This window comes from Sinorhizobium chiapasense, assembly GCF_045277575.1.
Lineage (GTDB): Bacteria > Pseudomonadota > Alphaproteobacteria > Rhizobiales > Rhizobiaceae > Ensifer > Ensifer chiapasense_A.
Genome location: NZ_CP144205.1, coordinates 604,440 through 626,704 on the forward strand (window position 1 = coordinate 604,440; position 22,265 = coordinate 626,704).

The 22,265-nt window shown below is 63.5% G+C and carries 21 protein-coding genes; 9 read left to right on the forward strand and 12 right to left on the reverse strand.

Going from position 1 to position 22,265, the window contains the following annotated elements; all coding sequences use genetic code 11:
- Positions 1-187: 187 nt before the first annotated feature.
- The 4 genes from QM996_RS02875 to QM996_RS02890 all read right to left on the reverse strand — a co-directional run bounded on the left by QM996_RS02875 (position 188) and on the right by QM996_RS02890 (position 3,491).
- Positions 188-1,111 carry a pirin family protein gene (locus QM996_RS02875; protein ID WP_500269214.1) on the reverse strand — a complete coding sequence of 308 codons (924 nt, stop codon included), beginning with the start codon at positions 1,109-1,111 and terminating at the stop codon, positions 188-190.
- Positions 1,112-1,273: 162 nt separating this feature from the next.
- Positions 1,274-1,525, reverse strand: coding sequence for an exodeoxyribonuclease VII small subunit (locus QM996_RS02880; protein WP_043619815.1), 252 nt, complete (start codon positions 1,523-1,525; stop codon positions 1,274-1,276).
- Between the two features lie 2 nt (positions 1,526-1,527).
- A complete protein-coding gene (locus QM996_RS02885; RefSeq protein ID WP_500269215.1) occupies positions 1,528-2,457 on the reverse strand; it encodes a histone deacetylase family protein in 930 nt (309 codons plus the stop codon).
- A gap of 62 nt (positions 2,458-2,519) precedes the next feature.
- Positions 2,520-3,491, reverse strand: coding sequence for a zinc-dependent alcohol dehydrogenase family protein (locus QM996_RS02890; protein WP_500269216.1), 972 nt, complete (start codon positions 3,489-3,491; stop codon positions 2,520-2,522).
- A 16-nt stretch (positions 3,492-3,507) separates the two neighbouring features.
- Here QM996_RS02890 and QM996_RS02895 point away from each other — a divergent pair, with 16 nt between their 5' ends.
- Entirely contained in the window at positions 3,508-3,909 is a 402-nt protein-coding gene (locus tag QM996_RS02895) for an acyl-CoA thioesterase (protein WP_500269217.1), read from the forward strand.
- Positions 3,910-3,963: 54 nt separating this feature from the next.
- On the opposite strand, the gene QM996_RS02900 is transcribed toward QM996_RS02895, so the two are convergent.
- From QM996_RS02900 to QM996_RS02920, 5 genes are read right to left on the reverse strand one after another with little or no spacing between them, the layout of a single operon-like run.
- The gene (locus tag QM996_RS02900; protein ID WP_500269218.1) at positions 3,964-5,145 is read right to left on the reverse strand and encodes a thiolase family protein; all 1,182 of its coding nucleotides are present in this window, start codon (positions 5,143-5,145) and stop codon (positions 3,964-3,966) included.
- Positions 5,123-6,625: a class I adenylate-forming enzyme family protein gene (locus QM996_RS02905; RefSeq protein ID WP_500269219.1), complete on the reverse strand. Its 1,503-nt coding sequence runs from the start codon at positions 6,623-6,625 to the stop codon at positions 5,123-5,125. The genes QM996_RS02900 and QM996_RS02905 overlap by 23 nt, the downstream gene beginning before the upstream one ends.
- Before the next feature lie 4 nt (positions 6,626-6,629).
- Complete coding sequence (locus QM996_RS02910) at positions 6,630-7,193, reverse strand: biotin transporter BioY (RefSeq protein ID WP_500269220.1); 564 nt, start codon at positions 7,191-7,193, stop codon at positions 6,630-6,632.
- A 37-nt stretch (positions 7,194-7,230) separates the two neighbouring features.
- Positions 7,231-7,836 (reverse strand): energy-coupling factor transporter transmembrane component T family protein, encoded by a 606-nt coding sequence (locus QM996_RS02915; RefSeq protein ID WP_500269221.1) that lies wholly within the window; start codon positions 7,834-7,836, stop codon positions 7,231-7,233.
- Positions 7,830-8,510, reverse strand: coding sequence for an energy-coupling factor ABC transporter ATP-binding protein (locus QM996_RS02920; protein ID WP_500269222.1), 681 nt, complete (start codon positions 8,508-8,510; stop codon positions 7,830-7,832). Before QM996_RS02920 ends, QM996_RS02915 begins: the two co-directional genes overlap by 7 nt.
- Before the next feature lie 130 nt (positions 8,511-8,640).
- Here QM996_RS02920 and QM996_RS02925 point away from each other — a divergent pair, with 130 nt between their 5' ends.
- Entirely contained in the window at positions 8,641-9,837 is a 1,197-nt protein-coding gene (locus tag QM996_RS02925) for a winged helix-turn-helix domain-containing protein (protein ID WP_500269223.1), read from the forward strand.
- 179 nt (positions 9,838-10,016) lie between these two features.
- Entirely contained in the window at positions 10,017-11,432 is a 1,416-nt protein-coding gene (tldD, locus tag QM996_RS02930; protein ID WP_500269224.1) for a TldD/PmbA family protein, read from the forward strand.
- Between the two features lie 158 nt (positions 11,433-11,590).
- Here the strand turns inward: tldD and QM996_RS02935 are convergent, their stop codons facing one another.
- Positions 11,591-12,865 (reverse strand): serine hydrolase, encoded by a 1,275-nt coding sequence (locus QM996_RS02935; protein WP_500269225.1) that lies wholly within the window; start codon positions 12,863-12,865, stop codon positions 11,591-11,593.
- A 238-nt stretch (positions 12,866-13,103) separates the two neighbouring features.
- Between QM996_RS02935 and QM996_RS02940 the strand changes: the two genes are divergently transcribed.
- On the forward strand, positions 13,104-14,165 hold the full coding sequence (locus QM996_RS02940) for a polysaccharide deacetylase family protein (protein WP_500269226.1): 1,062 nt from the start codon (positions 13,104-13,106) through the stop codon (positions 14,163-14,165).
- Positions 14,166-14,268: 103 nt separating this feature from the next.
- Here the strand turns inward: QM996_RS02940 and pdxH are convergent, their stop codons facing one another.
- Positions 14,269-14,958: a pyridoxal 5'-phosphate synthase gene (pdxH, locus tag QM996_RS02945; RefSeq protein ID WP_500269227.1), complete on the reverse strand. Its 690-nt coding sequence runs from the start codon at positions 14,956-14,958 to the stop codon at positions 14,269-14,271.
- 71 nt (positions 14,959-15,029) lie between these two features.
- On the opposite strand from pdxH, the gene QM996_RS02950 reads away from it, so the two are divergent.
- The 4 genes from QM996_RS02950 (at position 15,030) to QM996_RS02965 (ending at position 18,460) form a co-directional block, all read left to right on the forward strand.
- Positions 15,030-15,482, forward strand: a complete 453-nt coding sequence (locus QM996_RS02950) for an RT0821/Lpp0805 family surface protein (RefSeq protein ID WP_500269228.1) — start codon at positions 15,030-15,032, stop codon at positions 15,480-15,482.
- Between the two features lie 208 nt (positions 15,483-15,690).
- A complete protein-coding gene (locus QM996_RS02955) occupies positions 15,691-16,797 on the forward strand; it encodes a DnaJ C-terminal domain-containing protein (protein ID WP_500269229.1) in 1,107 nt (368 codons plus the stop codon).
- A gap of 210 nt (positions 16,798-17,007) precedes the next feature.
- A complete protein-coding gene (gene fabI / locus QM996_RS02960) occupies positions 17,008-17,826 on the forward strand; it encodes an enoyl-ACP reductase FabI (RefSeq protein WP_113537991.1) in 819 nt (272 codons plus the stop codon).
- A 49-nt stretch (positions 17,827-17,875) separates the two neighbouring features.
- Positions 17,876-18,460 (forward strand): histidine phosphatase family protein, encoded by a 585-nt coding sequence (locus QM996_RS02965; protein ID WP_429807752.1) that lies wholly within the window; start codon positions 17,876-17,878, stop codon positions 18,458-18,460.
- 47 nt (positions 18,461-18,507) lie between these two features.
- Here the strand turns inward: QM996_RS02965 and QM996_RS02970 are convergent, their stop codons facing one another.
- On the reverse strand, positions 18,508-18,768 hold the full coding sequence (locus QM996_RS02970; RefSeq protein ID WP_113538088.1) for a DUF1344 domain-containing protein: 261 nt from the start codon (positions 18,766-18,768) through the stop codon (positions 18,508-18,510).
- 295 nt (positions 18,769-19,063) lie between these two features.
- Here QM996_RS02970 and QM996_RS02975 point away from each other — a divergent pair, with 295 nt between their 5' ends.
- Complete coding sequence (locus QM996_RS02975; protein WP_500269230.1) at positions 19,064-22,237, forward strand: bifunctional diguanylate cyclase/phosphodiesterase; 3,174 nt, start codon at positions 19,064-19,066, stop codon at positions 22,235-22,237.
- Positions 22,238-22,265: the final 28 nt, after the last annotated feature.

Genomic DNA, 22,265 nt, shown 5'->3' on the forward strand with positions numbered 1-22,265 from the left:
CGCGATAGTTGGTGGTACCGTCGAAGCGGCTCTTTAGACGCAATCGTTGCTGAATGCAAAATTAGGCGTTCCTGCGTCGTCGACCAAGAGACTAGCGCATGATTCTGTGAATCGAAATCGATTCAAGCGGGATGAGGCAATGTTGCGCGGTTTTATGCACTCATCTCGACTCTACTTTTGGTCGAAATCAGCCTTCGGGCAGCGGAACGAATTCTTCTTCGTCTCCGGGCACGATGTCGAAGCGGCCGGTGCGCCACTCTTCCTTCGCCTTGTCGATGCGCTCCTTGGACGAGGAGACGAAGTTCCACCAGATGTGGCGGGCCGAACCGAGCGCGGCACCACCGAAGAGCATGACGTGACAGCCCTCAGGCCCGGCGGTCATGGTAATCTCATCGCCCGGGCGGAAGACGAGCAACTGGTTTTCGGCGAAATGGTCGCCGGCGATGATCGCCTCGCCGGAGAGTATATAGAGCGCACGCTCTTCCCACTGCGCGGCGAAGGGGGCGCTTTTGCCCGGCGCGATGTTGAGATCGACGTAGATGGTGTCGGTAAAGACCGAGACGGGCGACTTGGCGCCTTCGAAATTGCCGATCACCACCCGCGCCTTGATGCCGTCGTCGCTCATATGCGGCAGCGCCCGCTCCTCGGTGTGGCTGAAGATCGGATCGATCTCTTCCTTGTGGTCGGGCAGCGCCAGCCAGGTCTGCAGGCCCGAAATCGAGCGCGCATGGCCGCGCTGGTTTTCAGGAGAACGCTCGGAATGCACGATGCCGCGGCCGGCGGTCATCAGGTTGACGTCGCCGGGGCGGATGACCATCTCGGTGCCGAGGCTGTCGCGGTGCTTGATCTCGCCGTCGAAGAGGTAGGTGACCGTCGAAAGGCCGATATGCGGGTGCGGGCGCACGTCGATCGCTTCGCCGGCTCGTAACAGCGCCGGTCCCATGCGGTCGAAGAAGATGAAGGGTCCGACGAGGCGCCGCTTCGCCGTCGGCAAAGCGCGGCGTACTTGCAGTCCGCCGATGTCGCTGGTGCGCGGAACGATCAGATGTTCGATGGCATCGCAGGCGGGCTTGTCGCCGGCCAATGGATCGGGGCCTGGAAAGAAGGACATGCGCGTGCTCCCGGTTTTTGCTGTCGCATCAATAACTAACGCCTGCACTTTGAGGCGGCTAGAGACCAGGCCGATACGCAGCGTTTCCGCGGGCGATCAATCCCCCTGGAGCTCTATGCGTTCAGATGAACGCATGAAGGACGCTCCAAGCGCATTGATGGCTTAGTCGGCGTCGAGCGGCTCCACGCCCTGAGGCTTGCCGGCGCGATCGAGCCGGATCTTTTCGATGCGGTCTTCAGCCGCCTTCAAGAGCGCCTCGCAATGCTTCTTCAGTGCCTCACCGCGCTCGTAGATCTCGATCGACTTGTCGAGTGCCACGTCGCCGCGTTCCAGCGCCGAGACGATCCGCTCCAGTTCCTCGACGGCCTGCTCGAAGGAGAGGGCGGAAACGTCCGGTTGCGTGGTGGTGTTCATGGTTACCCTCTCATCAGTCTCAGAATGTGCAGGCCAGCCGATTCGGCCAGGCCCTGAAGGTCATAGCCGCCTTCGAGCAGGCTGACCATGCGGTTGCCGGCGCTGCGATCGGCGATCTCGTGCAGGCGTCCGGTGGCCCAGTCGAAATCCTCGGCGACGAGGTTGATCTGGGCCAACGGATCGCGGTGATGCGCGTCGAAACCGGCCGAGATCAGGATGAAGTCCGGCCGGAAATTGGTGAGTGCCGAAAGCACGCGGGTGCGGAACGCCTCGCGGAAGTGCTCGCTGCCGTTGTTCGGCGAGAGTGGCGCGTTGACGATATTGCCTTTGACGCCTGTCTCGTCCTTGGCGCCGGTGCCGGGATAAAGCGGCATCTGGTGCGTCGAGCAGAAGAGCACCGACGGATCGTTCCAGAAGATGTCCTGGGTGCCGTTGCCGTGGTGCACGTCCCAGTCGACGATCGCGACGCGCTCGGCGCCGTGAACCTTTTGGGCATATCGGGCGGCAATCGCCACCGTGTTGAAAAGACAGAAGCCCATCGCCTTGTTCTTCTCGGCGTGGTGTCCTGGTGGCCGCGCCGCCACGAAGGCGTTGTCGGTCTCGCCCCTAAAGACCGCATCGACCGCCGCAACCGCCCCGCCGATACCGGTCAGCGCCGCCTCCAGGCTCAACGGGCTCGCATAGGTGTCCGCCTCGAAATGGTTGAGGCCTTCTTCCGGAATGGCGCTCCGGACGGCGGTCAGATGCTCTTCCAGGTGAGCGAGCAGGACGAGGTCTTCGCTCGCCTTCTTCGCTTCGATCCGCTTGAGATCGGCGAAGTTCGGATGTTCGAGCGCAATGTTCAGCGCCTTCAGCCGGTCCGGCCGTTCGGGATGCCCCTCCGGAACCTCGTGTTCCAGGAAGACCGGGTTTTCGTAGAGGAACGTGGTCATGCCGGGAAACTAGTGCTGTAACCTGTCAAGGTCCATGGCGAGGCGGCGGAAAGGCGGAATTTTCAACAGCGCGGATCGAGAAGCAGCTTGCCGTCGCGGCCGGAATCCGCCTGATGCGCCAGTGCCGCATCGAGCCTGCTCAGCGGATAGATCTCTGCGATGCGGCTCCTGAAGAGGCCGCTTCGCAAGCCTTCGAAACTCTTGGCAAAAGCGGCCTCGATCGCTGCACGCCCCGCCGAATGCACCCAGGTGCGCAGCCACAGGAAAGAGAAGCGGATGTCCGGCCGTGCCTGGATCGCTGCCTGCGGGACCGGTACGTTGCTCAGCGCGCCATACTGGATGAAGGCGCCGCCGGGTTCGAGCGTTCGCAGGATGAGGTCACCGGCGAAAGGACCGCCGACGGCGTCGATGATCGCGTCGAAGCGGAGTTCCGGCAGGCGCTGTTCGTCTCCAAGCGCGATCTGGCCGGGAACTTCACGCGCAAGCCGCTCGGCGCCACGCTGGCTGCGAACGATGCCGGTGGCCTCCGCCCCTTCGCCGGCAAGCAGCTTCATCAGCATGCCGCCGATCGCAGACCCTGCCGCCGTGACGCCGATGCGGCGCCGGTCAAGCGGGCCGAAATGTCCGCGCAGCGCCGCGATCAATTGCAGCGCCGTCAGCGGATTGACGTAGCAGGTCGCCGCATCGGTCTCGCTGATGTCGTCGGGCAGGGCGAAGCACCATTCGGCCGGCCTGATCAGGTACTCCTGCCAAAGACCGCTGGCTCCGATCGGCACCACGCGGTCGCCGGGTTTCAGCGACGTAACGCCCGCGCCGACACGCGTCACCGTGCCGAAGCCTTCGAAGCCCGGTACGAAGGGCAGGCTGGTGCGTGCGCTATAGGCGCCGGTCACCGGGATGAGGTCTGACGGGTTGATGGCGGCAAGCGACAGCGCCACCTCGACGTCCCCTGGTCCCGGTGCGGCGCGCTCCACATCGACGAGCGCAATTACTTGCCGGGGGTCGCCGAACTGTCTAACGAGGGTGGAGCGCATCGTCAGGGAGCCTCGCATGGACGGCAGGGAACTGGAGAACGTCACGGAAATTCGTATTCCGTTTCGCGATATAGACATGCACGGCCATATGCACAATGCCGCCTACTACGCCCACGCCGAGGCCGCTCTCTCCAATTTATGGCGCCATCGCCCGCACGTGGTGAACGAACCGAGCTATCTCGTGCGCCGCTCCGCTTGCGTCTATCACCGCGGCCTGCGCTACGACGAGCCGGCTCGCCTCACGGTCAACGTGGCGAAGATCGGCGGCAGTTCGATCAGCTTTGCCGTCAAGGTCGAAGCCCGCGGTCAGCTCGCGGCGGAAGTCGAGGTCGTCTGGGTCGCGGTCGATCCGCAACGGCACACGCCGCTGCCGCTGCCGACCGCGACGCGGGAATGGCTGGCGGCCTTCTCTGTTTAGCCACCGCAATTCCGCGAAAGGTGCGAGGCAATTTTCGCCCGCAATCGCGTGCATTCAAACGGCGCGAAACAGCGCGACGATACCCATCCCGCCGCCAACGCCCATCATCGCCAGCCCCTCCGTACCCGATGGCGCCGTCAACATCTGCGAGAAGAGCCGGACGGTAAGGATCGCCCCCGAGGCGCCATAGGGATGGCCAAGCGCGATGGCGCCGCCATCGAGGTTGACCCTCTCCGCCGGAATGTCGAGCTGGTCGAGGCTGCCGAGCACCTGCGAAGCGAAAGCCTCGTTGAATTCGATGAAATCGACCTTTGCCGGATCGAGCGCAGGCTGTCGCGCCTTCAGCTTCTGCATTGCCGGAACCGGGCCGAGCCCGAGCAGGTTGGGATCGACGCCCGCCGTCGCCGCATCGACGAACTCAAGCGCGAAGCGCGCGCCAAGTCGCTGTGCTTCGGCAAGGCTCGTCACAAGCGCCACGGCGGCGCCGTCGTTGATCGGGCAGGCATTGCCGGCCGTCACCGTGCCGCCCTCGACGAAGACCGGCTTCAGCCGCTGCAGCGTTTCCATCGATGCATTGGGGCGCGGGCATTCGTCCCGTGACACGACGCCAGCCGCCGTCTCGATCGGCACGATTTCACGGAGGAAACGGCCGGCAAGTTCGGCTTCGACGGCGCGGCGATGGCTTTGAAGTGCAAAGCTGTCCTGCCGTTCGCGAGAAATGCTGCAGGCCACCGCAACATTCTCGGCGGCGACGCCCATGTCCGGATCGCCGATCTCGTCCGGCGCCATGCGGGCGCGCTTGACCGGAGCAAGTTCGCCGCCACGCTCCAGCGGCGGTCTCAGACGGATATGCGCGCGGCTGGCGCTCTCGGTGCCACCGGCGAGATAAAAGCGCCCTGCGCCGGCCTGGATCATCCGCGCCGCAAGCGTGATGGCTTCCAGCCCCGATCCGCATTGGCGATCGACGGTGACGCCCGGGGTCGAAACCGGCAGGCCTGCTTCGAGCGCTGCGAGCCGGGCGAGATTGCCGGCGCTATTGGCGGCATTGCCGAGTATGACGTCGTCGATATCGGTCGCTGCCAGCCCGACATCCGCAACAAGGCGGGTAATCAGCGCCGCCGCCAGCCGCGACGGCTCGACGTCGCGAAGCGTGCCATTGACACGGCCGATCGGCGTTCTGAGTGCCGCGATTATCACCGGCACGCGCGATGGATCAGTCGATGCGTTCGAGGCCATCGTTTTCGTCCGCGATCCATTGTCTGAGTAGGCCGGCCGCCACCTTGCCCGAGCGCGTCATCGGCATCTTCCGGCAGAGCCAGAGGCGACGCGGATGTTTATAGCGGGGCAGGTGGGCGGCAAGATGGCGATCAAGCGCTGCCCGGTCAAACGCGCTGCCTTCTGGCTCGATGACGGCAACGAGTTCGCTGCCGAGATCCGGATGATCCAGTCCGAGGACGAGAGCGGCGTGTACGCCGGGATGGGCGGCCAGCGTCGCTTCCACCTCTTGCGGATAGATGTTGTTGCCGCCTGAAAGCACCATGCCGCCGGCGCGGCCGAGCAGATGAAGCGTGCCGTTTTCATCGAGAAAGCCGAGGTCGCCGACCGTCGCCAACGGGCCAAGGCGACGAAAGACGGCGCCATCGGCGTCGCCGACATAGCCGTCGGAGACGAGCGTACTATCGACGAAGATCGTCCCCGTTTCGCCTGCGGGCACTTCGTCCCCCGTGTCATTGCGAATGCTGAGCGCGACACCGGGAAAGGCGCGGCCGACGGCGGTGGCCGAAGCGGTGTCGTTTTCCGAGGCGACGCTGATAAAGCCCAGTTCCGAGGCGCCATAATATTCGATGACGGCAGCCTCCGGAAAGGCAATGGCGGCGTCGGCACGATCGTTGGTCGTCAGCTTTGAACCGGCGACCGTGATCTGTGTGACGGATGCGCATGGATTGCCGCCGGCGGCGGCGCAAAGCCGCCGCAGCATCGTCGGCACGAGAACCAGGCGCTTCACCGCCCCCGCTTCGATGAGGCGCTGCGATCGCACCGCGTCGAAGTGGGCGGTGCCGATGAATTCGGCGCCGGCAACGAGCGTTTCAGCCAGCGCATAGAGCGTCAGCCCGTGTGCCAACGGGCCGGGGGCGAATGTACGGGTCTCGCTGTTTATGCCGAAGAAGCGTTCGCCGGTCGCGAGGCTTCGCCGCCATGAGCCGCGATCGCGGATGATCGCTTTCGGCGTGCCCGTCGTTCCGGATGTGAAGACGATCAGAAATGGCTCGGTATCGGCGCCGGCTGCAAGCGGCGCTCGCTCTTTGCCATCGGTCTCGCGGAAGGAACGCGTCTCGCCGCTTGCCGGGACCTGGAGAGATAAGTCGGCGCCATTGGCGCTGATGATGAGATCGGGAGACAGGCGATCGCGCATGGCCTCTCGGGTTGAGGCCGGCAGATGCGGATCGATCAGCGCGACGCAGTGGCCGCCACTGGTGGCGGCGAGAAAGGCGGCAGCGAAAAGCGGATGATTGCCGGCTTCCAGCGCGATCAGGCGCGATCGGTTGCCAAGGACGCTGCGGTGCAAGGCGCTCCCGGCCAGTTCGTCGAATGTTGCAACAAGCTGTCCGGCCAAGTGTTGCAATTCGCCAAATGTGAAGACCCGGCCCTCGATTTGGAAGGCCGGGCTGTGCGGATGTTCATCCGCGTGGCGATTGACCGCGGCGGCAAACGGCATTGGCTCAGGTGCGCGCCGGCAGCAGCGGGTAGCCGGCATAGACTGCGCGCGCGGCAAGCGTCGCGATCGCAGCCTTCAAGAGGTCACCTGGAATGAAGGCGAGCGAACCGGTGGCGACCGTCAGGAGCGGCGTTCCGGTAACCACTGACACCCAGGGCATGCCGATCGCATAGAGCACGACGATGCCGCCGAGAACGGAGGCGAGGAAGAAGCCGATGAACTGCCGCGTCTCCGCCTGGCCCTCGCGCACCATACGCTCGGCAATGAGGCCGGTGACGAAAGCGGCGACGACCCAGCCGATGATGAAGCCGCCGGACGGTCCGGCGATCACCGCCAGGCCACCGCGCCCACCCGAAAGCACAGGCAGGCCGATGATGACCAGCAGCAGGAACAGGAGGAAGGCAAGCGCCCCGCGCTTGGCGCCGAGAATGCAGCCGGCGAGCATGACGCCCATCGACTGCGCGGTGATCGGTACGGGAATGAAGCCGAGCGTAATCGGCGGGATGAGGCCGAGCACGACGACGATCGCGGCGAAGAGGGCGATGAGGACGAGGTCTCTGGTATTCATGCGGATCCGGTTCCCTTGTGTATTAGTGGGCGCGAATTTATTGACGGCGAAAGCCGCGCGCGTCAATTGCCGCGGCAATCGTATCGGCATCCTTAAGCGTCAGGATGATCAGCGGGCCGATGATCGTCAACGGCCTGACGGGGAGCCCGCGGGCGCGATGGGCCTCGCGGATCGCCTCGTAGCGCGCAAAGATATCCGGGACGAAACGCAGCACGAGCCCCAGTGCCAGGCTGACATCCGCCGCCCGCACCAAGCCCAGCCGTTCGAGCGGTGTCAGCAGGATGGTGACTTCGTCCATGAAGGCGCTGATCGTCGTCGTTGCCGTGACTGCGGCGGCGAACAGCACCAGCGCCATCAGACGCAGTGTCAAAGTCGCGACCTCGGCAACGGGCAGAAGAAAGAGGTTGACGGCAGCGAGGAAGAAGATCGTCAGGAAGACGAAGCCGACACGTTTGAACGCCTCCTTCGGGGAGAGCCCGACGGACAGATAGAGGCCGGCGGCAATGATGAAGGCGATGGCCTGAAGCGCGAGCGACGAGCTGAGAAAAAGCAAGATGCTCAGCATCAGGAGCGCAATGAGCTTCAATCTCACCGGCAGGCGGTGCAGCAGGCTGTCGCCTTCGATATGCAGGCTCGTCAGCATCCGGCGATCTCGTGGTAGTGGCGGATCGTCTCGTGTGGGTTGCCATCGGCGGCAAGCCGACCCTCGTGGAAGAGCAGCAGCCGGTCAACGTTCTCGACGAGCGCGAGGTCATGGGTGATCACCACCGTATCCTCCGGCAAATCATCGATCGCCGCGGCCACCCGGCGCCGGTTCCTGAGGTCGAGCTGGTTCGTCGGCTCGTCGAGGATGAGGATCTTCGGGTCGGTGACGACGACGCTCGCCATGGCGACGAGCTGGGTCTCGCCGCCCGAAAGCTCATGCACCCGCCGGCGCGCCAGATGTTCGATGCCGAAGCGCGAGAGCGCGCCTTGCATGCGGCGATCGATTTCCTCGCGCGAAAGGCCGCGGTTCTTCAAGCCGAAGGCAATATCCTCGGCGACGATGGGCATGATGAGCTGGTGCTGCGGGTTCTGGAAGATAAAGCCGGCTTCGGAAAGCACGGCGCGATCGTCTTCGACCGTGTTCAGCCCGTTGACCATAACTCGGCCCGCGGAAGGCTTGACCAGGCCATTGATCAGCCGGGCGAACGTGGTCTTGCCGGAACCGTTGAGGCCGATGATGCCGACGCGTCTCTCGCCGAGCGTGAGGGTCAGGGGATGCAACGCCACCCGCTCGCCGAAGCGGACCGCGCAATCGGTAAAGCGGATGTCCATTCCGTCCTCGCTGTCTTCGGCCGTGCCGTTTTCGGGTTGCTCTATAGGCCAAGTCCGACAACAAGGGCAATGCGCGTGATCTGCCTGATGCGCGTTTGAATTATGGGAATAAAAGCCTATTCTTGTCGCCATGACGATTCGCCTTTCCAACAGCGACGCCCGTCGCATCTTCCTCGCCAAGCAGGGCCTTTCCGGTGCGCCGAACCGTGCGCTCGGCAAGGAGGGGCTGCTCAAACTCATCCACGACATCGGTTTCGTGCAGGTGGACAGCATCGCCACGGTCGAGCGCGCCCATCATCAGATTCTGTTTGCCCGCAATCAGACCTATCGCCGCGAGCATCTGACCGCGCTTCTGGAAGACGACCGCGATCTGTTCGAACACTGGACCCATGACGCCTCGATCATTCCGAGCAGCTTCTTCCGCTACTGGAAGCATCGCTTCAAATGGGAGGGCGAGACGATTGTCGAGCGCTGGCGGAAGTGGCGCGGCGAAGGCTTCGAAAAGGGCTGCGACGAGACCTATCAGCGCATCGCCGAGGGTGGACCGGTGCTCGCCCGCGACCTCAAGGAGGCCGAACACGAATCCGGCGGCTGGTGGAACTGGCATCCCTCGAAGACGGCGCTCGAAGTGCTCTGGCGCACGGGCAAGCTGGCGATCGCAAGACGGGAAAATTTCCAGAAAGTCTATGATCTGACCGAGCGGGTGATCCCGCCGCATCATCAGGACGGCGACGTCAGCCATCAGGAGTTTATCGACTGGGCTTGCCGCAGCGCGCTCGAGCGCCTGGGCTTTGCGACCCACGGCGAGATCGCCGCCTTCTGGGATCTGGTGTCTCCTGATGAAGCCAAGGCCTGGGTTGCCGAGCATCGCGACGAGCTCGATGAAATCGCGATCGAGGCGATCGATGGTGGGCGCCCGCGCGCCGCTTTTGCCTTCACCGGTTTTCCGGAAACGCTGGGCGATATTCCCGAGCCGCCGGGCCGTGTCCGGGTGCTCAGCCCCTTCGACCCGCTGTTGCGTGATCGCAACCGCACGGAGCGCCTGTTCGGCTTCTTCTATCGCATCGAGATCTTCGTGCCCGAGGCCAAGCGCGAATATGGCTACTACGTCTTTCCGCTGATCGAGGGCGATCGGATGATTGGCCGCATCGACATGAAGGCGGACCGCAAGCGCGGCAGCCTCGACGTCCGCAAGCTCTGGCTCGAGAAAGGCGTCCGGGCGTCGGCGGGCCGCCTGGACCGCATCGATGCGGAGCTCGACCGTGTCGCCCGTTTTGCAGGCGTCGATCGAGTCGAGCGCCTCGAAGGCTGGAACGCGGCGCTTTAGATCAGGGTGATTTTGGGTCGCATCGATCAAAAATCATCGTGATCGTTTCTCATAGGTTAGAGCGGGATGAGGAAAACCGCACACACTCCTCATCCCGCTCTAAGTGAGATTTTCCTTGGCTTGAACCCGCGGCCTTCCTAAATGGAGGCCATAGATATCTTGATGCGGGAGCGCAGCACATGAACACCGATCTGATGAGCCTCTTCGATGCCGACGAGGCAACGATCCGCAAGGTTCTCTCGGAGACGCTCGCCGCTGCCGACGACGGCGAACTGTTCCTCGAGCATGCCCAGGCCGAGGTGCTGTCCTTCGACAATGGTCGCCTCAAGGGCGGCAGCTTCAACACCGACCAGGGCTTCGGCCTTCGCGCCGTCGCCGGCGAGGCGGTGGGCTACGCCCATTCCGGCGAGCTTTCCCTGTCTGCGCTGCGTCGAGCCTCCGACGCGGTGGCGCAGGTGACGCGCGGTTACGCCGGCTCCTATGCCGCAGCGCCGCAGCGTACCAACAAGAAGCTCTATGGCGACGAAAACCCAATCGGCGAGCCGAGCTTCGAGGCGAAGGTTGCGCTCCTGCAGGAGATCGACGCCTATCTGCGTGCCAAGGATCCGAAGGTCCGCCAGGTCACGGCCTCGATCGCTGCGAGCTGGCAGGTCGTCGATATCCTCCGGGCCGACGGCCATCGCGTCCACGACGTCAGGCCGATGACGCGCATCAACATTTCCGTCGTCGCCGGCGACGGCGACCGGCAGGAGAGCGGCTCCTTCGGCACCGGCGGACGCCGCGGCTTCGGCGATTTCGTCACCGAGGAAAACTGGAAGACGGGCGCCGATGAGGCACTGCGCCAGGCACTGGTCAATCTCGAAGCGATCGATGCGCCCGCCGGCACCATGGACGTGGTGCTGGCATCCGGCTGGCCGGGCGTCATGCTGCACGAAGCGGTCGGTCATGGCCTCGAAGGTGATTTCAACCGCAAGAAGACCTCGGCCTTTGCCGGCCTTATGGGGGAACAGGTCGCGGCCAAGGGCGTGACCGTCGTCGACGACGGTACAATCGAGGCGCGTCGCGGCTCCATTTCCATCGACGACGAAGGCACGCCGTCCGGCTACAACGTGCTGATCGAGGACGGCAAGCTCGTCGGCTATATGCAGGACCGCCAAAACGCCCGGCTGATGGGCATGCAGCCCACCGGCAACGGCCGCCGCCAGGGCTACGCCCATGTGCCGATGCCGCGCATGACCAACACCTACATGCTCTCCGGCGACAGGACGCCCGAGGAAATCATCGCCTCGGTCAAGAAGGGCATCTATGCCGTCTCCTTCGGCGGCGGCCAGGTGGACATCACCTCCGGCAAGTTCGTCTTCGGCTGCACCGAGGCCTACCTGATCGAGAACGGCAAGATCGGCGCGCCGGTGAAGGGCGCCATGCTGATCGGCAATGGTCCGGACGCGATGAAGCGGGTGACCATGGTCGGCAACGATACCAAGCTCGACACCGGCATCGGCAATTGCGGCAAGGCCGGCCAATGGGTGCCCGTCGGCGTCGGCCAGCCGCATCTGCGCATGGACCAGATCACAGTCGGTGGCACGCAGGCATAAGGATGGCCATGGCGGACCGCCACCCAGCCACGAACTCCGGTTCGAAGGGATGCGGGCGAAGAAGGACTGCTGTTACACCGAGGAACAATGCGACTGGTGGCTCGCCAATCGCTTCCGCAAAACTGCAATTGAACAGCGGCGCGGTCGAGCCGCCGCCGTCAGCCACGTGACGGCAGCATCATGCAGTCATAGGAGCGCTGCTTGAGCGCGTTGCAGGCGGCCGCTGCCGCGTCCCGGCTCGAAAAGCCGACGAAGCGGGCGCGGTAGACCGCATTGGCACCCTTGCCGACAGCTTCGGTATAGGGCGTGGCTCCGGCGAGGGGAGCGCCGGCTTCGGAGCGCGCCTGGGCGAGCAGCATGCGCGCCGCCTCAGCCGACGGTGCCGCCGAAATCTGGATCTGCCAGCCGCCGGATGCAGCCGTCGCCGCAGTATTTTCGATCTCGGCAACCTCGGTCGGCCGTTCCGTGGGGATCGCCGTCGCGGATGTCGCTGCGATCAGCGCCGCAACGGAATCCTGCTTGGCGCGCTGTGGCGCGGCGTAGGGCATCGGAGCTTCGGCTGTTGCTACGGATGCCACTTCCACCGCGCTCTCGACCGGCTTGCCACCACGCGTCGACGCCACGAGCTGCCGCCCGCCCTTTGCCGCTTTGCCGACATGGCGATCGAGAAGCGCCGCCATCTTGGCATCGCGGCTGCGCGCCGTCCTGCCGCCGAGCACGACGCCGACCACCCGGCGATTGCCGTCCTTGACGGCGCTGACGAGATTGAAGCCGGAAGCATTGGTATAGCCGGTCTTGATGCCGTCCATGCCCTCGTAGCGATACATCAGGTTGTTGTGGCCGCGGACCTTGCGGCCGCGGAAATTGAAGCTCTCGGTCGCAAAGAGCTGATACTCTTTCGGGAAGTCGCGCATCAGCGCGACCGCCAGTGTCGACATATCCCGGGCCGTCGTCACCTGTTTGCTCGCCGGCAGGCCCGAGGCGTTGATGAAGACCGTCTTGTTCATGCCGAGCTGGCGCGCCTTTGCGGTCATCATCCGCGCGAAGTTGGCTTCCGTGCCGCCAAGCTTCTCAGCCATGGCCGCTGCCGCATCGTTGCCCGAGCGCACGATCATGCCGAGCACCGCCTCGCGGACCGTGATGGTTATGCCGGGCCTGAGGCCGAGGCGCATCGGCGGCTTGGCCGCCGCTGCCTTCGAGACCTTGATCTTGCTATCCCAGGAGAGTTCTCCACGCTTGAGCGCCTCGAAGGCCAAATAGACCGTCATCATCTTGGTCAGCGACGCCGGGTGGTTGAGGGCGTCAGGATTTTCTGCCGAGAGAACCTTGCCCGTGCGCGCGTCGAGCACCAGCGACGCACTCCCGGCGATCGCTGTCGCCGACCCAAGCGCGAATGCGAAGGTCGCCAGCAGGAGGCAGCGCAAAGTTTTCATGTCTATCCCCGTCGAAAAAGCGCCATCGGACCCAGGCGCGATGCTGTTTCGTTTTGTGACAAGATCCGTGTCTTTGCTGCAACTTTAGGGCGGAATGTGACGCTCCAGCCCTGTTTTCGAGGTTGTGGTAAATGGGCGATAAATGTCTTCTCGTTCAACAAGGTTTAACGCCATCCTCGTTAACCTTAGAGCCTGCAGAGCACGAAGCGAAGGACGCCCTGGCGCCGCACGGGGAAACATGGGGCCGACCATCAAGAACACGATCAGGACGATTGTTCGCCGCGCCGCGATCGCCGGCGGGCTGGAGGTCGCCGGCGGGCTGAGCCGCGCCGGGCTGATGGCTGGCGCGCGCGGGCAGGGCGCCATCTTCACGCTGCACCATGTCCGGCCGAAGCTCGAACGTGCCTTCGATCCCAACGGCCATCTGGAGATCACCCCGGAATTCCTCGACGCGACGCTGACGACGCTGAAGCGCGATGGCAATCGTTTCGTTGCGCTCGAACAGTTGCCCGCTGCGCTGGCCGCGGGGGGCGGGCCAATCGCCTGTTTCACGCTCGATGACGGCTACCGGAACAATCTCGAGCACGCACTACCGGTGTTCGAGCGCCATCAGGTGCCCTTCACAGTCTTCGTCACCGGCGGCTTCATCGACCGCACCCATACGCTCTGGTGGGAAACGCTCGCCGACCTGCTCGCGACGAACGAGAGACTGCGCTTCGACTTCGGCAACGGTGTCGAGACTCTGCAGGCGCGCGTGGCTGCGGAAAAGCAGGCAGCTTTCCACCGTGTCGCGGCGTTCGTCCATGGCCGCGATGAGGCGACGGCCATTGCATTGCTGAACGCCGCAGCGGCCGAACACGGCATCGATCCGCTGGCGATCACCGAACGGTTGACTTTGGACGAGACGGGGTTGCGGCGGCTGATCGAAAGCCCGCTGGCAAGCCTCGGCGCGCACACGATCAGCCATCGCTCCGTTGCACGCCTGAGCGACACGGATGCAAGACGAGAGATCCGCGAGTCGGCGGAGCGTATCGAGGCCATTACCGGCCGCCGGCCCCTGACTTTCGCTTATCCCTATGGCGACGCACCGGCGGTCTCGCCGCGTGATCATCGGATCGTCGCCGATCTCGGTTTCACTCTCGCGGTCACGACCCAACCCGGTACGCTGGTCGCACGCGCCCACTCCCGGCTTCACGCGCTGCCGCGCATTTCGCTGAACGGTCATTTCCAGCGGGCCCGTTACGTCTCGGCACTGGCCTCGGGCATCCCTTTCCGCCTGCAGCGCCGCGCGTCTTGTTAGGCGCGGAAAAGTCACTGTAGCACTTTGAATTGCTGCATGTCTTTGTCCTTCAATCGGCTACGATCAAAGGAAACATGCAGGAGCGTGCGCCTGAACGGCGACCTCACGGATACATCCGTACCTTTTCCCAGCCGCCCTCGGGTGTTGCCCGGCGGAATTCCAACCGGTCATGCAGCCGGAACGGGCGATCGTGCCAGAATTCGATCGAAGTCGGGCGGATGCGGAAACCGGACCAGTAACTCGGGCGCGGAATTTCGCCGAGCGCGTAGCGGGCGGTGTATTCGGCAACAGCCTTTTCCAGCGCGAAGCGGCTTTCAAGCGGGCGTGATTGTTTCGATGCCCAGGCGCCGATGCGGCTGCCGCGCGGCCGGCTCTTGAAATATTCGTCCGCCTCTTCGTCGGTGACGATCTCGACCGGACCGCGCACGCGCACCTGCCGCCTCAGGGACTTCCAGTGAAAGCACATGGCCGCCTTGCGGGCGCCAAGGATTTCCTGGCCCTTCTGGCTCTCGAAATTCGTGTAGAAAACGAAGCCGCGCTCGTCGAAGCCCTTCAGCAGCACCATGCGGACATTCGGCAATCCATCACTGTCGACGGTGGCGAGAGCGACCGCATTCGGGTCGTTGATTTCGCTGCCTTCCGCGTCCTTCAGCCATGTGCCAAACAGGGAAAAGGGTTCATTTGATTCGGTGAAGTCACCGCTTGTTAACTCATTCGCCGCCATATTGCGTTCCAATGCCGTGATGTCTGGCGCGGAAATGCTTCGGGATGAGCCCGACCAGTATTTCCGCATCGAAAATGTCGGAGCCTGTATGTTGACCTTGTCGAGAAACGTGCGGCTCCAGCGAGTCTGACAGGATTGCCGTGCAAGACATAGCAAAGTGGATCGACGCCAAGAAGGGGTATTCCTTCGCCTTGCTGCGTAGCGCGGCAATTTGCCTGCCGGTCCTGGCGCTTTCCGGCTGCATGGGCGCGGGGCTCGATCTCTTCGGCAGCAGCGTCGACCGCACGGTCTCCACCGGTACCGTTCCCGTTGCCAAGACGTCCGATGGTCTCTCCGACGCCGTGATGGTTCGCAATGCCGTGACCTCGGCGGAACTAGGCGGCGGCATGATCAACCCGATCCCCTGGGCCAATGCGACTTCGGGCAGTGCCGGTGTCATCAGCAGCATTCAGGAAGACCGCGCGAGCGGCATGCTCTGCCGCCGTTTCACCACGACGCGCCATTCCTATGAGGGTATCGCAAAGTTCGACGGCAGCACGTGCCAGGGCGGCGATGGTGCCTGGTATCTGACGAGCTTCGGCCCGCGCGGCTGAGACAAAGCTCGGAAATCGGCGATTAACCACAATTCTCTAAAGGTGCGAACGATCGTCCTTGGCGCTCATTCCAGTGCCGGCGGCGCTGCTGCGGCTAACCACTATTTAGCAAGTTTTCCGGATCATCGATGCTCAGTGGACGGGCGACAACGACGCCTTCAATCGGGGCATGAGGCGGGCGTCAGGGAGAGGCCGCCGATCAGAGAAGATGGTAGAAGCCATGCGTGATCCCTATGTGATCCTCGGTGTCCGGCGCAATGCCGGCCAAGACGAAATCAAGGCGGCCTGGCGTTCGCTGGCAAAGGCCGTGCATCCGGACCATAATCAGGACGATCCCACCGCGGCCGAGCGCTTTGCCGAGGCAGGCAAGGCGTACGAACTTTTGCGCGATCCGAAGCTCAGGAGCCGCTACGACTATGCGCGCCGTGAGGCCGAGCTACGTCGCATGGAGGCGATGAAGGCAAAGATGCGCGGTAACGTGCAGGAGGAGGCGCCTGTCGACGCGGAGACCGCCGAGGACGCCATCTCGCAGATTTTTGGTGCGGAGGCGCGGGCCAAGTCGGCCCGGCCGTCGCCAAAGCCCACATCGAACCCGTCGCCCAAGCCCGCACCGAAACCGGCCGCGGCGAAGGAACCGGAGCGGCCTGCACATACAACCGAGGCAAAGTCTCAAGCTGCGGCCGAGGTACAGCAAGAAGCGGCCGCCAAAGCGGAATCGCCGTTCATGCAGCGCGCCGCAGCGCCCGCAGCCGAACTTGTCGCCGCCATCGTCCGGCGCATCCGCGGTCGTGCCGCGAAGACCGCAGAGAAGGTGCCCGACCTGGCCGTCGATCTGGCTGTCAGCATCGAGGATCTGATCAATCGCCAGCGCCTGACGGTCGAACTTCCGGATGGCGAGAGCCTGAAGGTTCAAATTCCCGCGGGTGCTGTCGACGGCCAGACCATTCGCCTTGCCGAACAGGGCTATCGCGTCACCGGCATGAGCCGCGGCGACGTGGTCGTTACGCTTCGGGTCGATCAGGGTGGCGTTTTCCGCACCCGCGGCCTTGACCTGCTGACGACCTTGTCGATCGATCTCCAGGGCGCCGTCCTCGGCTGCGAGGAGCGCATCGAGACGCCGGTCGGCCCGGTGACCGTCGTCGTGCCTGCCTGGTCCGGGTCGGACAAGACCATCCGCCTCACGGGCCGAGGCCTGCCTGGAAGCTACGGCACCCACGGCGATCTCCTGATCGAACTGCGCCTGGTTCTGAATGACACGCCGGATGAGAAGGTGACCGATCTGATGAAGTCGCAGCGCGACGGACTCTATTTGTGACGGTCCATTTGTGACAGTTCTCTGACACTTTGAACCAATATTACGGGGACTAACAGTTCCTGATGTCGGCCGCGCTTGAACCACTCCGGCGGCTATGCCATAGGCAATTCTCGACATTTTGCCGCACCCGTTCCGGCGGTGCGTCTGCGACATTTGTGAACTTCGGCAACGGCGCCGGCCGTCGCTGGAAATAGTATTGGGGACTTTACCATGGCTCAGGCATCCGGTCTGATGAAGGGCAAGCGCGGCGTCATCATGGGCGTTGCAAACAACCGTTCCATCGCATGGGGCATTGCCAAGGCCATCCACGCGCAGGGTGGTGAAGTTGCGCTGACCTATCAGGGCGACGCACTCAAGAAGCGTGTCGAGCCGCTGCTCGCCGAGATCGACGGCTTCATGGCCGGCCATTGCGACGTCAGCGACGAAGCCAGCATCGACGCCGTCTTCGACACGCTCGAAAAGCACTGGGGCAAGATCGATTTCGTCGTTCACGCGATCGGTTTCTCCGACAAGGACGAACTGACCGGCCGCTACGTCGATACGTCGCCCGAGAACTTCGCCAAGACGATGCAGATCTCGGTCTACTCGTTCACCTCGGTCGCCCGTCGCGCTGAAAAGCTGATGACCGATGGCGGCTCGATGCTGACCCTGACCTACTACGGCGCCGAAAAGGTCATGCCGAACTACAACGTCATGGGTGTCGCGAAGGCTGCGCTCGAAGCCAGCGTGAAGTATCTCGCGGTCGATCTCGGCCCGAAGAACATCCGCGTCAACGCGATTTCGGCCGGCCCGATCAAGACGCTGGCTGCCTCCGGCATCGGCGACTTCCGCTATATCCTCAAGTGGAACGAGTACAACGCGCCGCTGCGCCGGACCGTAACGATCGAAGAAGTCGGTGATGTCGGCCTCTACATGCTCTCCGACCTGTCGCGTTCGGTTACCGGTGAAGTCCACCATGCCGACAGCGGTTACCATGTCGTCGGCATGAAGGCGGTGGATGCACCCGATATCTCCGTGATCAAGGACTGACCGAACCCCCAAGACGGGTTCGGTACGGCCTGCTGCCCGGAGACATGTTGTGCTGATCTATATGATCCGTCACGGACAGACCGACTGGAATGCCGAAAGCCGGCTCCAGGGGCAGAAGGACATCCCGCTTAATGATTTCGGTCGCCAGCAGGCGACCGGCAATGGCGCAGCGCTTGCCGCTATCCTCGGTACCGACGCCGCGCATTTCGACTTCGTCGCGAGCCCGCTTGGCCGCACGCGCGAGACCATGGAGCGCGTGAGGCTGGCGATGGGGCTGGATCCCACTGTCTACCGAACGGACGAACGGCTGAAGGAAGTTTCCTTCGGCGACTGGGAAGGGCACACGCTTCCAGAACTCAAGCGTTCGGCGCCGCAAAGAATCGCCGAACGGCGCGCGGTGAAATGGGACTTCATTCCGCCAGGCCCCGATGCCGAGAGTTATGAGATACTGTCCTGGCGTGTTGCCGCCTGGCTCAAGGATGTGACCAAGCCGACCGTGTGCGTCAGCCACGGCGGCGTCATCCGATCGCTTTTCAAGCTCTTTGGGGAAATGGAGGCCGAGGAGGCTGCGTCTGCGGCGATCCCGCAGGACCGCCTCCTGCGTATTTCCGGCGGGACCATCGGCTGGATCTGACCGCTGAAATGAAAGAGCCGCCCCAGAGAGAAGGGCGGATCGTTGCTTTACTGTACGATTTCGAGATCGTTGATGACCCGTTTGCCATCGACTTCCGTGTAGAAGACCAGAACCTTCACGCCTGCCTTCAGGCCCTCGAAATTGAACTCTTCAGGTGCCTGGTAGCTCTTGCCGTCATCGAGCTGGAGGCTGAGGCGCTCGGTATCGACACCCGTAATGGTAGCTTCCACGTCGGCGCTTTCCGCAAGAGCGGATAAAGGCGAAAGCAAGCCGGCGGTGGCCATGAGCGCGGCAATGACAAAACGCATCTTTCTTGCCCTCTTCAACGATTCTGCGAACATCCCTGTCATCACCCTTGGCCCCCGATTGTGGCAAAAATTGCCTTGTAGCTTGGCTTTTGGCCGTCAGGCCCCGGTTTTTTGACGGGCCGTCCGACGCCGGAAGACTGGACGGCGACACCGCTTTTTTCAAGCGGGTGGGCGCCGAAGTCCGGGAGGCAGAGCGCCGATTTCCCCATGAATCATAGGGTTTTCCAAGGAATTGTGACGAAAGCCAATCTTAAGACTCGCTCGCTACCTTTGGTTGGGGATCGAGGGGAATAGATTGAAGATCATCGACGTTCTGCGCCAGCGCGTTCGGGCGGCCGCCAGATTTGCGAAACCATCGCTGATACCAGCGGTGATCGCCGGCCTCGTCGTCTTTGCCGGCGGCTACGTCTACGAGCGGCAAAATCGCGAAAATTTCCAGAATGATCTCCGGATCGACGTCGAGAATGAGCTGAACCTCATCGCCAACCGGTTGCAATCGGCGATAAACACCAACATTGCGGCGCTGAACGGATTCGCTAACAGCATCGGCGTGCACCCGGCAATGACGCCTGACGATTTTACCATCATGGCAACGAAGCTCCTGCTGCAGAACCCGCAGATGGTGCGCGCTTCGGCTGCGCCCGGCGGCGTGGTGTGGATCGCCTTTCCGCGTGAGAGCCAGCAATGGTTCGTTGGCACCGATTTCAACAGGTTCGGCGCGACGAGGCACGCCATTGAGCGGGCGTCGTCGACGGTGAGGCCCGTGATGATCGGCCCCATTCGCCTGCCGAGCGGACGCAACGGTTTCGAGCTCTTCCTGCCGGTCTTTTCCAAGATCCAGGGGCGCATGGAGCGCTGGGGCTATGTCGAGGCCATCCTCGACGAGAAGGCGCTCTATCGCGCGGCGCGCCTCCTGGAGACCGGCGGCGAAGCACCGGAGCTGACGAAGGATCATCGGCACATCGACGTTCACCTCGCGATCAGGGATATCTCCGAGCAGGAGCGGATCCAGGATGCGTTCTTCGGCGACGACGCGCTTTTTCGCAAGGCGCCGGTGACGCGCCGGCTCGATCTGGCCGGCGGCGCCTGGGAGCTCGCGGCCATGCCGGTTGGGGGCTGGGACCAGCTTCCTGAAAACATAGAGAGCATTCGCCTGGCGATCGCCGCCGCGGTCGCCATCGTGGTGATCCCGATCCTTTTGACCGGCGGGCTCGTCAACGAGCGGCAGCGCAACATTGCCAAATTGAAGGCGCGGGAAGGGGAGCTGATGACGCTGTCTCACCGGCTGAACCTCGCGCTTGACGCTTCCAAGATCGGCATCTGGGAGATCGACGTCGAAACGCAGCAGCGCTCCTGGGACGATCGCATGTTCCATCTGCATGGGCTCGAGGTCCATCTGGAGGAACCGACCTATGAAGAGTGGCGCGCAACCGTGCACCCGGAAGATATCTGCATCGCCGCCAACGCGCTGTTCCGCAGCTTGGACGACGGATTGGAATACCGCTCGCAATACCGGGTCGTCCTGCCTGACGGTGCGGTGCGCCATATCCGCAACGTCGGTTCCAGCCATCGCGGTGCCGACGGCCGTGCAAAGGTCACCGGCATTAGCTGGGATGTCACAGATGACGTCATGAAGACCGAGCGGCTGACTGCGGCCAAGGCCCAGGTCGATCAGCAGAATCTCGAACTCGAGCAGGCGCTGAAGGGTCTTTACGAGCGCGAGCAGGACCTTGAACTGCTCTCGCGCCGCCTCGACTTGGCGCTCGACTCCTATCGATGCGGCATGTGGGAGGCCGATCTCGATAGCGGACTGACCTATTGGGACGACCGCATGCACCAGCTCTACGGTCTCGTCTATACCGATGGGATCACCAATGAGGAGACCTGGCTCACCGCGCTTCATCCCGAAGATCGGGCGTCGGCGCTGGACGCGGTCAACCGCGCCATTGCGGCGGACGAGACCTATGTGCACCAGGCGCGCGTGGTTCTGCCGGCCGGCGGCGTTCGCCACATCCGGTCGGTCGGCAAGCTTCACATGGCGCCGGATGGCGCGCGCAAGTTTGTCGGCATGGCGCTCGATGTCACCGAAGACGTGCTGATGACCGAACAGTTGCGCGCGGCCAAGGCGATGGCGGATGCGAAGAACGCCGAGCTGGAACAGGCACGGGTACGGATCGAGCACAACGCTCTTCATGATCCCCTGACCGGCCTCGGAAACCGCCGCATGCTCGACAAGGCGCTGGAGCGCCTGGCAAGGTCCGGTGATCGCGAGGATATCGCCATCCTCCATATCGATCTCGACCGTTTCAAGCAGATCAATGACACGCTCGGCCATGCCGCCGGCGATGCCATGCTGATCCACGCTTCCGAAATCCTCCGGGCAAATACGTCGCCCGGCGACATCATCGCCCGCATCGGCGGCGACGAGTTCGTGGTCGCCGCCATCGGCGCGCCGGGCGAGGCGGCACTGGCGGCGCGCTGCGACCGGATCATTGCCGCGATGCGCCAGCCGGTCGATTACAACGGCTTTCCCTGCCGTTTTGGCGTCAGCATCGGTGTTGCCGTCGGCCGCGGGGCGGAGATCGATGCGCGCAAGCTGCTCGTCAATGCCGACATCGCGCTCTACCGTGCCAAGGAGGCGGGCCGCAACCGCTATCAGTTCTTCACCGAGGTGCTGCAGGCCGAGGTCGTGACCGCCAAGCGGATCGCGGACGAAATCCTCGAAGGCATCGAGCGCGACGAGTTCGAGCCCTGGTATCAGCCGCAGTTCGACGCGACCACGCTCGCGCTTTGCGGGGTGGAAGCGCTGGTGCGCTGGAACCATCCGCGTGAGGGCATCCTGACGCCGGATCGTTTTCTCGGCATCGCCGAGGAGTTGAACGTCACGGCGGCGTTGGATCGCCTCGTGCTCGAAAAGTCGCTGGCCGACCAGATGCGGTGGGCCGCTGCCGGCGTGCGAGTGCCGAAGATCTCGGTCAACGTCTCGGCCAAGCGGCTTCAGGATGACGACCTCCTGTCCTCCCTCGAAGGCCTCAGCATCGCGCCCGGCCAGATCTGCTTCGAACTGGTGGAATCGATCTTCCTCGACGAGAGCGACGACATCGTTGCCACCAATATCGAAGGCATCAAGAAGCTTGGCATCGACATCGAACTCGACGACTTCGGCACCGGCCACACCTCGATCGTCAGCCTGCTGAAGATCAAGCCGAAGCGGCTGAAGATCGATCGGCAGCTCGTCGTTCCGGTCTTGAGCGCGCGCAGGGAGCAGGCGCTGGTCCGTTCGATCATCGACATTGCCCGCTCCCTCAACATCGAGACCGTGGCCGAGGGCGTGGAGACCATGGCGCACGCCGAAATGCTCGGCATCCTCGGCTGCGACGTTCTGCAGGGCTATGCCTTCGCCAGGCCGTTGAGCTCGGAGAAGTTCCTCGCCTTTGCCACCGAGCGTGGCCTGCGCCTGGCTTCGTGACGAAGGCGACGGCGGCAGGCGCAAAAGT